The sequence below is a fragment of the Pseudomonas kribbensis genome (genome assembly GCF_003352185.1).
Lineage (GTDB): Bacteria > Pseudomonadota > Gammaproteobacteria > Pseudomonadales > Pseudomonadaceae > Aquipseudomonas > Aquipseudomonas kribbensis.
This window is the reverse complement of record NZ_CP029608.1, coordinates 5471831-5488487: the sequence shown is the minus strand read 5'-3', so window position 1 is coordinate 5488487 and position 16657 is coordinate 5471831. Positions and strand designations below refer to the sequence as shown.

18 protein-coding genes are annotated in these 16657 nt (G+C 62.1%); 11 read left to right on the top strand and 7 right to left on the bottom strand.

Annotated features, from left to right (window positions below; translation table 11 throughout):
* The first annotated feature begins 279 nt into the window (after positions 1–279).
* Genes DLD99_RS25090 through DLD99_RS25080 form a run of 3 tightly spaced genes read left to right on the top strand, consistent with a single transcriptional unit; the run spans position 280 to position 2895 of the window.
* Positions 280–1257 (top strand): ABC transporter substrate-binding protein, encoded by a 978-nt coding sequence (locus DLD99_RS25090; protein ID WP_085712255.1) that lies wholly within the window; start codon positions 280–282, stop codon positions 1255–1257.
* Between the two features lie 10 nt (positions 1258–1267).
* A complete protein-coding gene (locus DLD99_RS25085; protein ID WP_065259616.1) occupies positions 1268–2071 on the top strand; it encodes an ABC transporter permease in 804 nt (267 codons plus the stop codon).
* Positions 2059–2895, top strand: coding sequence for an ABC transporter ATP-binding protein (locus DLD99_RS25080; protein WP_114885705.1), 837 nt, complete (start codon positions 2059–2061; stop codon positions 2893–2895). The genes DLD99_RS25085 and DLD99_RS25080 overlap by 13 nt, the downstream gene beginning before the upstream one ends.
* A 2-nt stretch (positions 2896–2897) precedes the next feature.
* On the opposite strand, the gene DLD99_RS25075 is transcribed toward DLD99_RS25080, so the two are convergent.
* Both DLD99_RS25075 and DLD99_RS25070 read right to left on the bottom strand, forming a co-directional pair.
* Positions 2898–3974 carry an endonuclease/exonuclease/phosphatase family protein gene (locus DLD99_RS25075; RefSeq protein ID WP_114885703.1) on the bottom strand — a complete coding sequence of 359 codons (1077 nt, stop codon included), beginning with the start codon at positions 3972–3974 and terminating at the stop codon, positions 2898–2900.
* A 73-nt stretch (positions 3975–4047) separates the two neighbouring features.
* Entirely contained in the window at positions 4048–4722 is a 675-nt protein-coding gene (locus DLD99_RS25070) for a YciC family protein (RefSeq protein WP_114885701.1), read from the bottom strand.
* A gap of 178 nt (positions 4723–4900) precedes the next feature.
* Between DLD99_RS25070 and DLD99_RS25065 the strand changes: the two genes are divergently transcribed.
* The 3 genes from DLD99_RS25065 to DLD99_RS25050 all read left to right on the top strand — a co-directional run bounded on the left by DLD99_RS25065 (position 4901) and on the right by DLD99_RS25050 (position 7051).
* On the top strand, positions 4901–5659 hold the full coding sequence (locus tag DLD99_RS25065; RefSeq protein ID WP_114885699.1) for a DUF2076 domain-containing protein: 759 nt from the start codon (positions 4901–4903) through the stop codon (positions 5657–5659).
* Positions 5660–5924: 265 nt separating this feature from the next.
* Positions 5925–6404: an NYN domain-containing protein gene (locus DLD99_RS25055; RefSeq protein WP_007958730.1), complete on the top strand. Its 480-nt coding sequence runs from the start codon at positions 5925–5927 to the stop codon at positions 6402–6404.
* A gap of 41 nt (positions 6405–6445) precedes the next feature.
* A complete protein-coding gene (locus DLD99_RS25050; protein WP_114885695.1) occupies positions 6446–7051 on the top strand; it encodes a 3'-5' exonuclease in 606 nt (201 codons plus the stop codon).
* 39 nt (positions 7052–7090) lie between these two features.
* Here the strand turns inward: DLD99_RS25050 and DLD99_RS25045 are convergent, their stop codons facing one another.
* Positions 7091–7546: an Lrp/AsnC family transcriptional regulator gene (locus DLD99_RS25045; protein WP_114885693.1), complete on the bottom strand. Its 456-nt coding sequence runs from the start codon at positions 7544–7546 to the stop codon at positions 7091–7093.
* A 163-nt stretch (positions 7547–7709) separates the two neighbouring features.
* Here DLD99_RS25045 and yedA point away from each other — a divergent pair, with 163 nt between their 5' ends.
* Positions 7710–8660 (top strand): drug/metabolite exporter YedA, encoded by a 951-nt coding sequence (gene yedA / locus DLD99_RS25040; RefSeq protein WP_114885691.1) that lies wholly within the window; start codon positions 7710–7712, stop codon positions 8658–8660.
* A gap of 53 nt (positions 8661–8713) precedes the next feature.
* On the top strand, positions 8714–10054 hold the full coding sequence (rhlE1, locus tag DLD99_RS25035; RefSeq protein ID WP_114885689.1) for an RNA helicase RhlE1: 1341 nt from the start codon (positions 8714–8716) through the stop codon (positions 10052–10054).
* Between the two features lie 36 nt (positions 10055–10090).
* Here the strand turns inward: rhlE1 and DLD99_RS25030 are convergent, their stop codons facing one another.
* The gene (locus DLD99_RS25030; RefSeq protein ID WP_114886800.1) at positions 10091–11332 is read right to left on the bottom strand and encodes a TIGR03862 family flavoprotein; all 1242 of its coding nucleotides are present in this window, start codon (positions 11330–11332) and stop codon (positions 10091–10093) included.
* 280 nt (positions 11333–11612) lie between these two features.
* Complete coding sequence (locus DLD99_RS25025; protein ID WP_085712243.1) at positions 11613–12533, bottom strand: histone deacetylase family protein; 921 nt, start codon at positions 12531–12533, stop codon at positions 11613–11615.
* 83 nt (positions 12534–12616) lie between these two features.
* Between DLD99_RS25025 and DLD99_RS25020 the strand changes: the two genes are divergently transcribed.
* The 3 genes from DLD99_RS25020 to DLD99_RS25010 all read left to right on the top strand — a co-directional run bounded on the left by DLD99_RS25020 (position 12617) and on the right by DLD99_RS25010 (position 14751).
* Complete coding sequence (locus DLD99_RS25020; RefSeq protein WP_085712242.1) at positions 12617–13186, top strand: GNAT family N-acetyltransferase; 570 nt, start codon at positions 12617–12619, stop codon at positions 13184–13186.
* A gap of 105 nt (positions 13187–13291) precedes the next feature.
* The gene (gene tesB, locus DLD99_RS25015; protein WP_085712241.1) at positions 13292–14161 is read left to right on the top strand and encodes an acyl-CoA thioesterase II; all 870 of its coding nucleotides are present in this window, start codon (positions 13292–13294) and stop codon (positions 14159–14161) included.
* Positions 14158–14751 carry an HAD family hydrolase gene (locus DLD99_RS25010; protein WP_114885688.1) on the top strand — a complete coding sequence of 198 codons (594 nt, stop codon included), beginning with the start codon at positions 14158–14160 and terminating at the stop codon, positions 14749–14751. The genes tesB and DLD99_RS25010 overlap by 4 nt, the downstream gene beginning before the upstream one ends.
* A gap of 29 nt (positions 14752–14780) precedes the next feature.
* On the opposite strand, the gene DLD99_RS25005 is transcribed toward DLD99_RS25010, so the two are convergent.
* Both DLD99_RS25005 and ypfJ read right to left on the bottom strand, forming a co-directional pair.
* Positions 14781–15734, bottom strand: a complete 954-nt coding sequence (locus DLD99_RS25005) for a S49 family peptidase domain-containing protein (RefSeq protein WP_114885686.1) — start codon at positions 15732–15734, stop codon at positions 14781–14783.
* Positions 15735–16619 carry a KPN_02809 family neutral zinc metallopeptidase gene (ypfJ, locus tag DLD99_RS25000; protein WP_114885684.1) on the bottom strand — a complete coding sequence of 295 codons (885 nt, stop codon included), beginning with the start codon at positions 16617–16619 and terminating at the stop codon, positions 15735–15737.
* Between the last annotated feature and the right edge of the window lie 38 nt (positions 16620–16657).

Sequence of the window (16657 nt, the reverse complement as noted above, 5' to 3'; positions counted from 1 at the left end):
CGCGATTGCGTCAGCCGATTCAACATCGCTTTAGCTGTCTTGCACCCCCTCCGTGCACCTCCGCCTGCAGAGCCCTTTCGCGGTGCGCACTACCCAGTTTTTTCATCGTTCGCGTCTAACTATTTCCTCGTTTTCCTGACGCCGGGCCTGGGTCAACATCGATTTCGCCAGCCAAGGCATTGCCCGCCAGAGTCCGACAGAGACCGCAGCGTGCAATCGCGAGACCCCGGCTGGCCGTACTGCCCATGACAACTAAATCAACAGCGTTGGGAGTGCTCCATGAACAAGTCCTTGTTTACCCGTCTTGCTTGTCCTCTGGCGATTTCCGCCCTTTCAGTAACCGCCGCCCAGGCCGGCACCTTGTCGATCGGCCACACCACGTGGGTCGGTTACGGCACCCTGTATCTGGCCCAGGATCTGGGCTACTTCAAGGAAAACGGCCTGACCGTCGAATTGCCGGTGGTCGAGGAAGCCTCGATGTACATGGCCGCCCAGGCATCCGGGCAATTGTCCGGCTCGGCCTCGACCATCGACGAAGTGCTCAAGTACCGCCCGCAGTTCTGCTTCAAGGCAGTGGCCGCGCTGGATGACAGCCATGGCGGCGACGGCGTGCTGGTCGGCAAAAACGTGAAGAGCCTGCAAGAACTCAAGGGCCAGGCCGTGGCCGTCAACGAAGGGTCGACCTCGCAGTTCTGGCTCTCGTACCTGCTGAAAAAGAACGGCATGCGCATGAGCGACATCACCGTGCAGAACATGACCGCCGACGATGCCGCCACCGCGTTCATCGCCGGTCGCGTGCCGGCCGCCGTGACCTGGGAGCCGCATCTGTCGATGGTGCGCGACAAGCAGCAAGGCAAGGTGCTGATCGACAGCAGCAGTACGCCGGGCGTGATCGTCGATGTGGTGGCGCTCAACTGCACGGTGATCGAGAAGCAGCCCGAGGACGTGAAGGCGCTGGTCGCCGGTCTCTACAAAGCCGTGCAGTACACCAAGGACCATCCACAGAAAGCCTACGAAATCATGGCCAAGGGCGTCGGCGGTTACCTGTCCGATCCGAAGGAACTGGCCGCTGCCGCGCAAGGCGTGCGCTTCTACGATCAGGCCATGAGCGAGAAGCTGCTGGGCAAACCGGGCGCACCGGGTGACAGCGAGCCGCTGATCAAACTGGCCAACGAAACCGCCAGCGAATTGCAGGGCAAGCCCTACAACGTCAGCAACGACGACCTGGTCGATAACCGTTTCGTCAGCCCGCTCTAGGAGACTGGTCATGTTCAAGCGCAATTCATGGCTGAGCCGCTGCATCACGCCGAAGACCGGATTGCCGGTGCCGGTGGTATGGAGCGCCAGCGGTCTGGCCTGGGTGTTGCTGGTCGGCCTGTGGGCCGGGTTGTCCTACGGCGGCATCGTGCCGGGGATGTTCCTGCCGACGCCCGGCGCAGTGGTCGAAGCCGCCCTGCGCCTGAGCCGTGACGGCACCCTCGGCCAGCATGTCTGGGCCAGTGTTGAAGTGGTGATGGTCGGTTTCATTGTGTCGTCGCTGGTGGCGGTGCCGCTGGGCTTGCTGATGGGCAGCTTCCGCATCGTCCAGGCGTTCCTCGAACCGATGGTCAATTTCATCCGCTACCTACCGGTAACCTCCTTCGTGCCGCTGTTCATCCTGTGGATCGGCATCGGTCTGGAGCAGCGGGTCTCGGTGATCATTTTCGGCGTGTTCTTCCAGCAACTGGTGATGGTCGCGGACGTGTCCAAAGGCATCTCCAAGGACTTGATCAACGCCTCCTACACCCTCGGCTCCAACCGGCGTGACGCGGTGCTGCATGTGATCGCCCCGGCATCGCTGCCCGGCGTGCTCGACACCCTGCGGGTGACCATGGGCTGGGCCTGGACCTACCTGGTGGTCGCCGAACTGGTCGCCGCTTCCAGTGGCCTCGGTTACTTGAGCCTCAAAGCCATGCGTGGTTTTCAGGTCGACGTGATTTTTCTCGCCATCGCGATCATCGGCCTGCTCGGCCTGGTCACCGATCAACTGTTCCGCTTCTTGCGTTTGAGGATTGCCGCATGGGCTCAGTAACCGCTGCCAACCGTCGTTTCATCGAGCCGGTCGCCGCACCGGCACACGCCGCGCCAAGGCTGCAGGTAGACAAGGTCAGCCTGCGTTACACCAAGCCCGGCGGCGGAACATTCACCGCGCTGGAAGAAGTGTCGTTCGAAGTGCCGGATCAACAATTCGCGGTACTGGTCGGGCCGTCGGGCTGCGGCAAGTCGAGCCTGCTGTACCTCACCGCCGGCCTGGCCGAGCCGACGTCCGGCGAGATCTACGTCGGCGGCCAGCAAGTGCAGGGCCCCGGCGCGGATCGCGGGATGGTGTTCCAGAGCTACACGCTGTTCCCGTGGCTGACGGTGCGGCAGAACGTCGAGTTCGGCCTCAAACGCCGGGGCATGCCGGCGGCCAAGCGCAAGGAAATCGTCGATCACTACGTGCACGAAGTCGGCCTGTCAGGATTTGCCGACAACTACGCCAAGCAGTTGTCCGGCGGCATGATGCAGCGAGTGGCGATTGCCCGGGCCCTGGCCAACGATCCGCAGATCCTGCTGATGGACGAACCCTTCGGCGCCCTCGACAGCCAGACCCGCCTGCAAATGCAGCAGCTGTTGCTGCGGGTGTGGGGCAACAGCAAGAAAACCGTGCTGTTCGTCACCCACGACATCGACGAAGCGATCCTGCTCGGCGACCGGGTGTACGTAATGGGCGCGCGGCCGGGGCGGATCAAGCAGATTCTCGATGTGCCGATCGAACGCCCACGCACCCTGGACATGGTGATGGAACGCTCGTTCATCGACATGAAGCGGCAGATTTTCGGGCTGTTGCACGACGATCTTGAAGAGGCTCACTGAGATCAGTTGGGTGGCAGGAGGAACTTCGCAATCACCGGCAAATGATCGGAAATGCGCAAGGTATCGTCCTGACGCACCGTGGCTTCGACCCGTTTGATCTTCGGGCTGTAGAACAGGTAATCGACCGTGCGGTCCGGGCCGTTGAGGCCGGGGTCGTTGGGGTAATGGGTCAGCCACTTGGCGCGGTCGATGCCGCTGGCTTCATTGTTGGTCGGGATCATCGGGTACTTGTCCCACAACAGATGCAGCGCACTGTCCACGGAGTAGGGCGTGCGCTGTTCGACCGGCAGGCGCCGGTACTGGCCGAGCGGCAACAGGTTGAAGTCGCCCCCGATCAGCCACGGCGTGCCGTGGCTTTCGTGTTTGTCGAGCACCTTGGCCACCGCCGTCACTTGCGTCTGCAAGGTTTCGTCCGGCTGCATGGCGCGATCCAGATGCGTGTTGAACACCACCAGTTGTCCGCCATCGCTGAACGGCAGGGTGGTGGCGAGCAGGGCGTTTTTCGGTTGGAACTGGCGGCTGATGATATTCAGCGGTTGCACCGGCAATTGCAGGCGTTCGGCGTGTTCGATGCGGAAGCGGCTGAGGGTCGCGAGTTGCCGGCCGACGCTGCCGAAGATATGCGGATCAGGCACGAAGTCGGCCTTCCAGTCGAAGGCATGGGCGCTGCACGGGTAGAGGTCGGTGAGGCGTTCCTGCAGCAGCTTGAGCTGGTTCTGATAGTCGCTGGCCTTGGCGCCGTCATCCAGTTCCTGGATCAGCACCACATCGGGCTGCTCGTCGCGGATCACCCGGGCCACTTCGTCGAGGCTGAAGGCCATGTCTTCCGGAGTCGGGGCTTCGTCGTCGCCTTGCGCCAGGTCATTCCAGAACACGTAACGCTTGCCGGCCAGATATTGCACGTTCCAGGTCATGACCTTCAGCGCCTGGCCGGGCACCAGCGTCGGCGGTTGGCCGGTGCAACTGACCGGCAACGTCTCCCGGGCGTCGGGACGCCAGGTCAGGCTGAAAATCATCACGCCGATCAGGGCGACGGTCAGCAGAACAGTAAGCAGGATGTAGCGCAGTAGACGGGTCATGGCTCGGCTTATAGCGATACGGAAGTGGTCCCGAGCATATACGAGACCCCCGCATCACCCAAGCGCAGAGCGGTCAGACTATTCCGTCACGTTTGTCGGGCAATTCGCTGATCAACATGAACAGGCGGAACAGCACCACGCTGGTGAACAGCTGCAAGAAGCTGTGGCCACTGTCGATCAATATGGCGATCAACGGATTCTGCGGATCGGGGTAGACCTGCAGGGTCAGGCCCTTGAGCAGCCACAACGGCCCCATCACACAGAGGATGCACACCAGAATCCGCAGGAAATGCCCACGGCTCAGGCGCAGGCTTTCCTTCATCGCCTGCAACGGGCCGTAGCCGCGCAGCACCAGCAGGTATTCACCGAAGGCCAGGGTGACCATCAGCCACAGGCCTGGCAGGAAATACAGGGACAGACCGAGCAGAATCAGCAAGGTGTTCAGCGCAGTGAGCACGGCAAAGCGTGGCCACAGGCGCGCCGCCATCGTCAGCAAGTCGAGGGTTTGCGGGGATTCGCCACGGGTGCGGGCGTCGAGAAACAGGATCAGCGCGGCGGTGTAAAGCGGATAAACCAGCAGGCCGACGATCACGCTGATGGCCGAGTAGCCGTCCGGGTCGCTTGTGTGATCGACCACCTGTTGCAACGCGGCTTCGAAGATCACCAGCGGCAGGCACAGCTGGACGATCCGCGCCAGATTGCGTTTAAAGAAATACAGCGAGTCACGCAGCACATCGAAGGCATTCATCAGTCGGTATCGCAGGTCAAAAACAGTGGCTCACTTTAACCGATGATGTGCTGCCGGGCGCAAACGTAAACGTTCGGTAAAGACCATTGAAACATTCTGTCACTGCCTCCATTACGTAGGTGCGCCTCATCCACTGTGGAGGAGGGCAACGTTATCCCCGGCAATCTACGAGGTCGCCATGAACAGCGAAGAGCAAACCCTGATCGATGGACTGTTTTCCCGGCTGCAACAGGCCGAAACGGAGGCAGCCCCGCGTGACGCCCTGGCTGAAGCGCGGATCAAGGAACACCTGACGCGCCAGCCGGCCGCAGGCTATTTCATGACCCAGGCGATTCTGGTGCAGGAGGCCGCGATCAAGAGCCTCGACGAACAGAACAAACAACTGACTCAACAGGTCCAGCAACTGCAGGCCGAACTGCAATCGGCCAAGGCGCAAAGCGCAGCCCCGGCGTCGAGTGGCGGCGGTTTCCTGTCGAGCATCTTCGGTGGCAGCAGCCCGCGCCCGGCCCCGGCCCAGAGCGCACCGGCGTCCACCGGCGGCTGGCGTGAACCGGCTCCGCAGCCGAACTTCGGTGCTCCCGCGCCACAACAGAACTTCGGCGCACCACCTCCCGGTTATGGCCAGCAACCAGCAGCCCCGGCGGCGGGCAGCAGCTTCCTCGGCGGCGCCCTGAAAACCGCTGCCGGTGTGGCGGGTGGCGTGATGCTGGCACAAGGCATCAGCAGCCTGTTCCACCAAAACCAGCAGCCGCAGGAAATCGTTGAGGTGATCAAGGAAGAGCCGGCCCAGGTCAATGATCAGGGCAACAACGGTTGGGGCGATGACCAGCGCATGGCCAACAACGATTCCTGGGGCAACAACCAGGGTGGCTTCAGCGACACCGACTACAGTGATGACAACTCATCGTTCTTCGATGACGACGACTCCTTCGTCTGATCCGTCTTCCAGGGCGTGACATGACCTGTGGGAGCGAGCTTGCTCGCGATGGCGGTGCATCAGTCGCCGCAGATGTTGTCTGGGCGAACGCTATCGCGAGCAGGCTCGCTCCCACATCGATAACGCCTTTCACCATTCGTCAGGCATAACCTGGCGCTACCGGCCGATTATTCGCGGAACCTTCCTTCGGGCTGGCATACTGGGCGCCTTTTTCGGGCCTGGTGCCTGATCCGGCTCATGCGCGTCAGCGCTCACAGGAACTCCGGTGAAAAAAATCGCAGTGTTCGCCGATGTGCAGAACCTCTACTACACCGTCCGCCAGGCCTACGGTTGCCACTTCAACTACGCGGCGCTGTGGGCGGATGTCAGCCAGCACGGGCAGATTGTCGAGGCCTACGCCTATGCGATCGACCGGGGCGACAGCAAACAGCAGCAGTTCCAGCAGATCCTGCGCAACCTCGGTTTCACCGTGAAACTCAAACCCTACATCCAGCGCAGCGACGGCTCGGCCAAGGGCGACTGGGACGTGGGCATCACCCTCGACATCATGGACGCCGCCGACCACGTCGACGAAATCGTCCTGGCCTCCGGTGATGGCGACTTTGACATGCTGCTCGAACGCATCATCAACAAACACGGCGTGCAAGCAGTGGCCTACGGCGTTCCCGGCCTGACCGCCAACTCGCTGATCCGCGCCGCCAGCCGTTACGTGCCGATCGAAGGCGCACTGCTGTTGAAAAACTGAGCACAAGCTCAAGCATTGATTTGAACGGAGTTGAACCCGGTTTGGAACGCATTGCAGTCATTGACTTTGAAACCACCGGCATCTCGCCGAGCAGCAGTTGCCGGGCCACGGAAATCGCCGTGGTCATGCTGGAAAACGGCCGCATCGTCGAGCGTTACCAGAGCCTGATGAACGCCGGCGTCCGCGTCCCGGCCTTCATCGAACAACTCACCGGCATCAGCAACGCCATGCTGCGCACCGCGCCCTCGGCCGAACAGGTGATGAACGAAGTCAACGAATTCGTCGGCTGCACACCGCTGCTGGCGCACAACGCCGCGTTCGACCAGAAGTTCTGGGACTTCGAACTGGGCCGGATCAAACGCACCCGCCTGCAGAACTTCGCCTGCTCGCTGCTGCTGGCCCGTCGCCTGATGCCGGCGGCACCGAATCACAAGCTCGGCACGCTCACCTCGTTTGCTCAACTGCCGCATACCGGCCAGGCCCACCGGGCGATGGCGGATGCTGAGATGGCGGCCAACCTGCTGGCGCATCTGGCGGATGAGTTGCGGCACAAGCATGGGGTGCGGGAGCTATCGCATGACTTGCTTTGCAAATTGCAGAAAGTCCCGGCCGCTAAAGTGGGCGAGCACCTGCAACGCTATCGCTGATTCTCAGGCAAGCCCGCTCCCACAGGGATCACTATCGCCTCAGGGTTTGCCGTTGCCCTCGATATGCCCCAACGGCACCCGTTTCTCTATCGCACTCGACAACACGATCGACGTCTTGCTGAACCCGAATTTCGCCACCTGGTTGATCAAGTCCTCCAGCTCCGGCATCGAACCCACCGCGGCCTTCATGATCACGCACGGATCGCCCGTCACTCGAAAGCACTCGGTCAGTTGCGGAATTTTTACCAGTTCGTCGTAGACCTTTTGACTGCCGTTCTGGTGGAGGCGCAATTCGATCACGCACTGGATCGGCAAGCCGATTTTCGACAGGTCAATGTTCGCCTGATACCCGGTGATGACTCCGGCCGCCTCAAGTTTGGCCACGCGCTCGGCGACGGCGGGGGCGGAGAGGTTCACTTTGCGGGCGAGGTCGGCGTAGGACGCGCGACCGTTTTCGAGCAGGGCGCCGAGCAGCATGCGGTCGTATTTGTCCAAGGTCGGACTCCTGAAAATGCCAGACTTTCGAAATCGCGGTTTTGGCCGTCGATCTCCGTGCTTTCAAAAGTGTACCGGCGCTATAAACAGGTTTTGTAACTTATTTTTAGCGGTTGGCCTTTCTAGAATAACCAATCCCCTGTGTCTGACTTTCGAGTTGCCCATGTCTGCCTTGCGCCGTTTTTCCTTGCCCTTGATCGCTGCGTTTTTTGCGTTGTACGTGATTTGGGGATCGACCTATCTGGTGATCCGCATCGGCGTCGAATACTGGCCGCCGCTGATGCTAGGCGGCGTGCGCTTCGTGATTGCCGGCAGCCTGATGTACGCGTTCCTGCGCTGGCGCGGGGCACCGGCGCCGACCTGGGCGCAGTGGAAAGCGGCGGGGATCATCGGGATTCTGTTGCTCAGTTTCGGTAACGGCGCGGTGACCCTGGCCGAGCACAGCGGTGTGGCGTCGGGTGTTGCTGCGCTGGCGGTGGCGACGGTGCCGCTGTTTACTTTGCTCTGCGGTTATTTCTGGGGGGCGCGTAATACGCGCCTGGAATGGGCCGGGGTGGCGATGGGGATTATCGGCATCGCGATGCTCAACATGGGCTCCAACCTGCAATCGAGCCCGCTGGGTGCAGCGCTGCTGATTTTCGCGGCAGCGAGCTGGGCGTTCGGTTCGGTGTGGAGCAAACACTTGCCGCTGCCTCAGGGCGCGATGGCCAGTGCCGTGGAAATGCTGGTGGGCGGCGTGGTGCTGTTGATCGGCAGCGCGGCGAGCGGTGAACACCTGCAAGCCATGCCGCCACTGGAAGGCTGGCTGGCGCTGGCGTACCTGATCTTCTTCGGTTCGATCATCGCTTTCAACGCCTACATGTATCTGTTGAAAAACGTTCGCCCGGCGGCGGCCACCAGTTACGCCTATGTGAACCCGGCGGTGGCGGTGTTGCTGGGGATCGTGTTTGTCGGCGAGACCATCGGTATCGAAGAGGCGCTGGCGATGCTGGTGATCATCGGCGCGGTGGTGTTGATCGGTCTGCCACAGTGGCGGCGCCCTCGGCAGCCGCCGGTGGTCAGCGAGCCTGCCGCCGCAACGACGGCCATTCCGACGGAGCAGCGTGCGAATTAGGGTAAACTGCGCGCCATCGCACACGTGCACTGATTTTTTCCTACGGTACTCCCATGACTTTCGCCACCCTTGGCCTGATCGAACCCTTGCTGCGCTCCCTCGAGAAGCTCGGCTACCAGACCCCGACGCCGGTGCAGGCGCAAGCCATTCCGGCTGTGCTGGCCGGTCGCGACCTGATGGCTGCGGCCCAGACCGGCACCGGCAAGACCGCCGGTTTTGCCTTGCCGCTGCTGCAACTGCTGGCGATGGAAGGGCCGAAAGTTACCGCCAACTCCGTGCGCGCGCTGATTCTGGTGCCGACTCGCGAGCTGGCCGAACAAGTCCACGAAGCCGTGCGCCAGTACGCCGAAAACCTGCCATTACGCACTTACGCGGTGTACGGCGGCGTCAGCATCAATCCGCAAATGATGAAGCTGCGCGGCGGTGTCGATCTGCTGGTCGCGACCCCGGGCCGTCTGCTCGACCTGTTCCGCCAGAACGCGCTGAAGTTCAACCAGTTGCAAACCCTGGTGCTGGACGAAGCCGACCGCATGCTCGACCTGGGCTTTTCCGAAGAGCTGGCGAACATTTACCGCGCGCTGCCGAAGAAACGTCAGACGCTGCTGTTCTCCGCAACCTTTTCCGATGACATCCGCCTGCTGGCCGGGCAGATGCTCAACGACCCGCAGAGCATCGAAGTCAGCCCGCGCAATGTGGCCGCCAACACCGTCAAGCAGTGGGTGGTGACGGTGGACAAGAAGCGCAAGCCGGAACTGTTCGTGCACCTGATGCGCAAGAACAAGTGGAAGCAGGTGCTGGTGTTCGCCAAGACCCGTAATGGTGTGGATGCGCTGGTCGAGAAACTTCAGGGGCTGGGCGTGAATGCCGACGGCATCCACGGCGACAAGCCGCAAGCGACCCGGCAGCGCGCCCTGGACCGTTTCAAACTGAGCGAAGTGCAGATTCTGGTGGCCACCGATGTCGCGGCCCGTGGTCTGGATATCGAAGACCTGCCATTGGTGGTCAACTTTGATCTGCCGATCGTCGCCGAGGATTACATTCACCGTATCGGCCGGACTGGCCGCGCGGGTTCGACCGGTCAGGCGATTTCGCTGGTGTGCGCCGATGAAGTGAACATGTTGTCGGCGATTGAAATGCTGACCCGCAGCACCTTGAAGCGCGAGATCGAACCGGACTTCGTGCCGGAGCACCGCGTGCCGGATACCGATGCCAGTGGTCAGGTGATCAAAAAGCCGAAAAAACCGAAGAAGCCGAAAGTTTCCGGCGGCGGCGGTGGCAAGCGCAATCTGGGCAAGTGGGTGGACAGCGGGGATACCCCGGCGCCGGAAGTGGCGATCAAGCCTGTGCGCAAGGTGCCGGTGTTCAATACCGGGCCGCGCAAGCGTAAGCCTTAAGCCAGATCGGATCGTTCCCGCGCAATGCGGGAACGATCAGTTGCGCTGTTTCAACCAGTCCAGCATGCCAATTCCGGCTGCCCGGCCACTGGCAAAACACGCCGTCAGTAGATACCCCCCAGTCGGCGCCTCCCAATCCAGCATTTCCCCCGCACAGAACACCCCCGGCAACGCCTTGAGCATCATCCGCTCATCCATCGCCTCGAACGTCACCCCACCGGCACTGCTGATCGCTTCATCCAGCGGACGGGTTTTCACCAGCGTCAGCGGCAAAGCCTTGATCGCCCGGGCCAGCAATGCCGGATCAGCAAACGTCGCAGCATCAGTGAGCTCACGCAACAGCGCCGCTTTCACCCCATCAATCCCGACCTGACTGTGCAGATGCTTGGCCATCGAGCGTGAACCCCGAGGTTTGCTCAATGCCGCCTGCAATTTATCCACAGGTCGGCCGGGCAGCAGGTCGATGTGAACAGTCGCTACACCGTGCACATTGATCGCCTCGCGAATCGGCGCTGAAAGCGCATAAATCAGACTGCCCTCGATCCCGGTCGCGGTAATCACGCATTCGCCCAGACGCGGAACATCGTCGTTCAAACCGATGGCGATATTTTTCAGCGGTGCGCCGGCGAATTTGCTGACCATTACTTCGCTCCAGGCCTGCACCTCGAAGCCGCAATTGCTAGGCTGCAACGGCGCCAGTCCTACACCGCGTTGCTCCAGCGGCAACATCCACGCACCGTCGGAACCCAGCCGCGACCAGCTGCCGCCGCCGAGGGCCAGCAGGGTGGCTTCGGGGTTCAGGGTTTTCTCGCCTTCCGGGCTGTCGATGCGCAGCGCGCCGTTTTCATCCCAGCCGAGCCAGCGGTGGCGGGTGTGGATAACCACGCCGCTGTCCCGCAAGCGCTTGAGCCAGGCGCGCAGCAATGGCGCAGCTTTCATGTCGGTGGGGAACACCCGGCCGGAGCTGCCGATGAAGGTCTCGATGCCCAGTTCGTGAATCCAGCGGCACAGTGCGTCGGCGTCGAATGCGCGCAGCAGCGGGGCGATGTTCGGGGCGCGTTCGGCGTAGCGCGAGAGGAAGGCCGGCCAGGCTTCGGAATGGGTGATGTTCATGCCGCCAACCCCGGCCAGCAGGAACTTGCGGCCCACCGAGGGCATGCCGTCGTACAGATCGACGCGAACTCCGGCCTGGCTCAGCACTTCGGCGGCCATCAGGCCGGCGGGGCCACCGCCGATGATGGCGACGTGAGCGGGAGAGGTGGCGTGAATCTGGGTCATGGCGTGCGCTGCGGTCTGACGAAATATGGCGCGCATTCTAACAGCGCAAATCCCTTGTGGGAGCGAGCCTGCTCGCGATGCGGCGGATCAGTCGCCATCGATTCCGGATGAGAAGGCCTCATCGCGAGCAGGCTCGCTCCCACAGAGGCTTGTGGTGGCTCAAATCGCTGATCAAAAAACAACCAGTGCGCTGCAAGCCGTGTTCAGCGTGGGCTGTAGTCCCTTTCGCTCAGGTTATCCACAGGCCGTTCCACAGCCATTGTGGGTAACGCAGCACAACTCAATGACAACCGGATGACTGCCAGACGCGCTGCGCACTGTGATGCAGGATGCCGTGACGGCGGGCGAGGGCCTGGCGATCCTTGCTGTAGCCACCGCCGATCACGCCGACCACCGGGATATCGCGGCCCAGGCAATGGCGCATGACGCTTTCATCGCGGGCGGCAACGCCTTCGTCGGTCAGTTGCAGATAACCGAGGGCGTCGTCCTTGTGCACATCGACGCCGGCGTCGTACAGCACCAGATCCGGCTGATACAGCGGCAGCAAATAGTTGAGCGCATCGTCGACGACTTTCAGGTAATCGGCATCGCCCATGCCGTTGGGCAGCGGAATGTCCCAGTCGCTTTCGGCCTTGCGTGCAGGAAAGTTCTTTTCGCAGTGCAGGGAAACGGTGATCGCTTCCGGGGTGTTGTGCAGAATCCGTGCAGTGCCGTCACCCTGATGCACGTCGCAATCGAAGATCAGCACCCGGTTCACCCGGCCGCTTTGCAGCAGGTAGTGACTGATGATCGCCAGGTCATTGAAGATGCAGAACCCGGCAGGATAGTCGTAATGCGCGTGATGAGTGCCACCGGCCAGGTGGCAGGCCAGGCCATGCTCCAGCGCTTTCTCTGCCGCTAGAATCGAACCGCCGACCGCCCGCACCGTGCGCCGGGCCAGCGCTTCGTTCCACGGCAGACCGAGGCGCCGCTGGTCTTCGCGGGACAGCTCGCCGCTCATGTAGCGTTCGATGTAGTTGCGGTCATGGGCCAGGGCGAGGATGTCGGCAGGGCACAGTTCAGGGCGCAGCAGGTCTTCATCGCGGGTCAGACCGCTGTCCACCAAGTGATCGCGCAGCAGACGGAACTTGTCCATGGGAAAGCGGTGATCCGCCGGAAACTCGGGGCTGTAGTCTTCGTGGTAGATCAACGGCAATGGCATGGCGGACTATTCATAAAGGCTGTAGGAAAGAGTGCAAAGCCTACCAGCGATGTAGACTGGCGGCATGGAAACGGAGGGGCACGATGGAGCCGATACTGCAGCTGGAAAGCGCGCGACTGCTGATGCGTCAGTGGCAGGACGCGGATTTGCCGGCATTTGCGGCGATGTGCGCCGATCCGCAGGTGATGCGCTATTTTCCCGGGCTGTTGAGCCGGCTGGAAAGTGCCGCAATGATCGGCCGTGTGCGCGGCCATTTTGCCGAACACGGCTTCGGCCTGTGGGCGCTGGAGCGCAAGGACACTGGCGAATTCATCGGTTTTACCGGGCTCGGCGTGGTCGGTTTCGAGGCGCCGTTCACCCCGGCGGTGGAAATCGGCTGGCGTCTGGCGAAGGAACACTGGGGCCTGGGTTATGCCAGCGAGGCGGCGTGGACTGCGCTGCGTTGCGGCTTTGATCGGTTGGCCTTGAAAGAGATCGTGTCCTTCACCGCGCAGAGCAATCTGCCGTCGGAAAAAGTCATGCAGGCCATCGGCATGCATCACGACCCGGCCCATGATTTCGATCACCCGAAACTGGCTGTCGATCACCCGTTGCGTCGACATCTGTTGTACCGAATCACCAGGGAGCAATGGCTGCAGACCCTGCATGGCTAAGCCGACACGGACGTTTACAATGGCGCGATCATGGCTCGCGCCAGAACCTGAATTGGCCGCCGCAGCCAAGACTGCGCGGCATAGCGTTGTGTGAGGAGAGTCTGAATGAGCCAAGTGTTGGAAGATCTGGTGGATCTGCTGACCCTCGAACCGATCGAGGAAAACCTGTTCCGTGGGCGCAGTCAGGATCTGGGCTTTCGCCAGTTGTTCGGCGGCCAGGTACTCGGCCAGTCGCTGTCGGCGGCCAGTCAGACGGTTGAAGAGACGCGTCATGTGCATTCGATGCACGGTTATTTCCTGCGTCCGGGCGATGCCAAGTTGCCGGTGGTCTACTCGGTTGACCGCGTGCGTGACGGCGGCAGCTTCAGCACCCGCCGCGTGACCGCGATCCAGAAGGGCCACCCGATTTTCACCTGCAGCGCTTCGTTCCAGTACGACGAAGAAGGCTTCGAACACCAGAGCCAGATGCCGCAAGTGGTCGGCCCGGAAAACCTGCCGTCGGAACTGGAACTGACCCAGCAACGCGCGCACCTGATCCCGGAACACATGCGCGAAAAACTGCTGTGCCCGAAACCGATCGAAGTGCGCCCGGTCACTGAAAAAGACCCGTACAACCCGCAACCGGCGGATCCGATCAAGTACGTCTGGTTCCGTGCCGACGGTGCGTTGGCCGACATCCCGGCGCTGCACAAATATTTGCTGGCCTACGCCTCGGACTTCGGTCTGCTGACCACGTCGATGCTGCCCCACGGCAAATCGGTCTGGCAGAAAGACATGCAAGTCGCCAGCCTCGACCACGCCTTGTGGTTCCACAATGATTTGCGCGCCGATGACTGGTTGCTCTACGCCATGGACAGTCCGTGGGCCGGCAACTCTCGCGGATTCTCCCGTGGCAGCGTGTTCAACCGCGCCGGGCAGCTGGTGGCGTCGGTGACTCAGGAAGGCCTGATCCGTCATCGCAAGGACTGGGCATGAGTCTGGCGGACGTGCGGCACTGGGTGTTCGACATGGACGGCACCCTGACCGTCGCCGTGCATGATTTCGCGGCAATTCGCGTGGCGCTGGCGATCCCGCCGGAGGACGACATCCTCACCCACCTCGCGGCGTTGCCCCCCGAAGAAGCGGCGGCGAAACACGCTTGGCTGCTGGAGCATGAGCGGGATCTGGCGCTCGGCTCGACCCCGGCAGTCGGCGCGGTGGAGTTGGTGCGCGATCTTCACGCGCGGGGTTATCGGCTCGGCATCCTGACCCGCAATGCGCGGGAGCTGGCCCATGTGACGCTGGAAGCCATCGGTCTGGCGGACTGCTTTGCGGTGGAGGATGTGCTGGGGCGCGATGAAGCGCCGCCGAAACCGCATCCGGGTGGCCTGCTGAAACTGGCGGAAGCTTGGCAGGTGCCGGCGAGCGAGATGGTGATGGTCGGCGATTACCGATTTGATCTTGATTGCGGCCGGGCCGCGGGGGCGCACACGGTGCTGGTGAACCTGCCGGACAATCCCTGGCCGGAGCTGACCGACTGGCATGCGAAGGATTGTGTGGAGTTGCGACGGATGTTGTTCGCTTGAAAAAAAACGGGGGCTTTGGCCCCCGTTTTTTATTGGTCGAAGATTGCTTTCTGACCTTCCGGCGAGGTCAGCATGCCGTCGCCGTTATGCCCGACGCCGGGCACTTCCACCAGTCGCTGATTCGCCCCTTCAGGGTGGCGGCGCAGCAAGTAACCGAAAAACAGCTTTCCGCGTTCCAGTCGATAAGCTCCTTGGGCCTCGGCAGCACAGCTCTTGTCCAGCGCCGGGTGTTGCGGGTCGGTGTCCTGCTGCCCCAGCAGATAAATCACCTCGCGTTTGACGTAACGGCCTTCAAGCTGCGCGGGCGTTTGCCCACCGGAGTAGATCGGTGGATCCACCAGACCGTACTTCCAGCGGTTGAAACCCGGGCACTGCGCGTGATCGAACGCTACGGGTCGTTGTTCATTGAAGTAGGCGTAGGACGACGGGTTGGCCACCACATACCGCAAGCGAATGCCTTCAGCCTTGAGCGCCGGTTGTTCGCGGGCGAGCAGGGCATAGCGCTGCACCACCTGACCGCCGCCGGAGTGGCCGAAGATCACGATCTGCTTCACGTCCGGAAACTGCTTGCGATCACTCAGCCGACCAATGATTTCGTCGAGGGCGGCATAGGAACTGAGCGCGTTCGGCCCTGTGGATAACCCGCCGCCCATCCACTCATTGCCTTTCCAGCGCAGGACGCTGGCGGGCAACGAGTAGAGAGCGACATCGCTTTCGTTGAGAAATTGTGGAGCGATCACCAGGGTGTTGGCAGTTTGCCCGGCCAGTTCGGCGGCGCTCTCGCCACTCTTGCGATAGGTCTCGGCGTTGCGCAACTTGCCATGAATGACGATCAGCACCCGCTCGATTTTCGCCGGCGCCGGGCCGATGCCCACCGCCATTTCGCCAGCCTGCAGTTGCAGGCGTCCGGGGCTGATCGCGTCGACGCCGGCCGCTTGTGCGGTGCCACCGATGAACAGTAAAGCCAACAGCCATTTATGCATTTACAGGTTTTTCGCCGCAAAGGTATCGCACTGGCCGACCTGGCCCTGGGCGAATCCGGTTTTGAACCAGCGCACCCTTTGCGCCGACGTACCGTGGGTGAACGAGTCCGGCACCACGCGGCCCTGACCCTGTTGTTGCAGGCGATCATCACCGATGGCGTTCGCCGCGTTCAAGGCTTCTTCGATATCGCCCGGCTCCAGCCAGTTCAGGCGTTTCTGCGCATGGTAGGCCCAGACGCCGGCCAGGCAGTCGGCCTGCAGTTCCTGACGCACCAGCAGACCGCCATCACCTTGCATCTGCCGACCTTGCTGGCGGGCAGCCTGAATTTTCGCCGAGACGCCGAGAAGCGTCTGCACATGGTGTCCGACTTCGTGAGCGATCACGTAGGCCTGGGCGAAGTCGCCGGCGGCCTTGAAGCGTTGGGCCATTTCCTGGAAGAACGCCATGTCCAGATAGACCTTCTGGTCCGCCGGGCAATAGAACGGGCCGGTGGCCGAGGTGGCCATGCCGCAGGCCGAGTTGACCCGGTTGCTGAACAGCACCAGGGTCGGGTCCTTATATTGGCGGCCGGCCTGCTGGAAGATCGCGCCCCAGGTGTCTTCGGTGTCGCCGAGGATCGAGCGCACGAATTCGGCCTGTTCATCGTTGGCCGGCGGTGCCTGACGGGTTTGCGAAGCAGGGGCCGATTGCTCGGTCATCTGCCCGGTGAGCTGGCCGAGGATCTGCAACGGATCCTGCCCGGTGATCCAGCCGATGCCGACGATCAGCAGAATCGCGCCGAGGCTCAGGCCCTTGCCGCCACCGAAGCGCATGCCCCCACCGCCCATGTCATCGCCACGGGCATCGACGACGTTGTCACTGCGTCGACCTTTTCTCCATAGCATGTGGGAATCCTCTGTCTGATCGTGGTGATGAGTGTTGC

Excerpts from the sequence above, each read along its gene's own strand:
- DLD99_RS25090 (WP_085712255.1), top strand. The coding sequence starts at position 280 with ATGAACAAGTCCTTGTTTACCCGTCTTGCTTGTCCTCTGGCGATTTCC.
- DLD99_RS25085 (WP_065259616.1), top strand. The coding sequence starts at position 1,268 with ATGTTCAAGCGCAATTCATGGCTGAGCCGCTGCATCACGCCGAAGACC.
- DLD99_RS25080 (WP_114885705.1), top strand. The coding sequence starts at position 2,059 with ATGGGCTCAGTAACCGCTGCCAACCGTCGTTTCATCGAGCCGGTCGCC.
- DLD99_RS25075 (WP_114885703.1), bottom strand. The coding sequence starts at position 3,974 with ATGACCCGTCTACTGCGCTACATCCTGCTTACTGTTCTGCTGACCGTC.
- DLD99_RS25070 (WP_114885701.1), bottom strand. The coding sequence starts at position 4,722 with ATGAATGCCTTCGATGTGCTGCGTGACTCGCTGTATTTCTTTAAACGC.
- DLD99_RS25065 (WP_114885699.1), top strand. The coding sequence starts at position 4,901 with ATGAACAGCGAAGAGCAAACCCTGATCGATGGACTGTTTTCCCGGCTG.
- yedA (WP_114885691.1), top strand. The coding sequence starts at position 7,710 with ATGTCTGCCTTGCGCCGTTTTTCCTTGCCCTTGATCGCTGCGTTTTTT.
- rhlE1 (WP_114885689.1), top strand. The coding sequence starts at position 8,714 with ATGACTTTCGCCACCCTTGGCCTGATCGAACCCTTGCTGCGCTCCCTC.
- DLD99_RS25030 (WP_114886800.1), bottom strand. The coding sequence starts at position 11,332 with ATGACCCAGATTCACGCCACCTCTCCCGCTCACGTCGCCATCATCGGC.
- DLD99_RS25025 (WP_085712243.1), bottom strand. The coding sequence starts at position 12,533 with ATGCCATTGCCGTTGATCTACCACGAAGACTACAGCCCCGAGTTTCCG.
- DLD99_RS25020 (WP_085712242.1), top strand. The coding sequence starts at position 12,617 with ATGGAGCCGATACTGCAGCTGGAAAGCGCGCGACTGCTGATGCGTCAG.
- tesB (WP_085712241.1), top strand. The coding sequence starts at position 13,292 with ATGAGCCAAGTGTTGGAAGATCTGGTGGATCTGCTGACCCTCGAACCG.
- DLD99_RS25010 (WP_114885688.1), top strand. The coding sequence starts at position 14,158 with ATGAGTCTGGCGGACGTGCGGCACTGGGTGTTCGACATGGACGGCACC.
- DLD99_RS25005 (WP_114885686.1), bottom strand. The coding sequence starts at position 15,734 with ATGCATAAATGGCTGTTGGCTTTACTGTTCATCGGTGGCACCGCACAA.
- ypfJ (WP_114885684.1), bottom strand. The coding sequence starts at position 16,619 with ATGCTATGGAGAAAAGGTCGACGCAGTGACAACGTCGTCGATGCCCGT.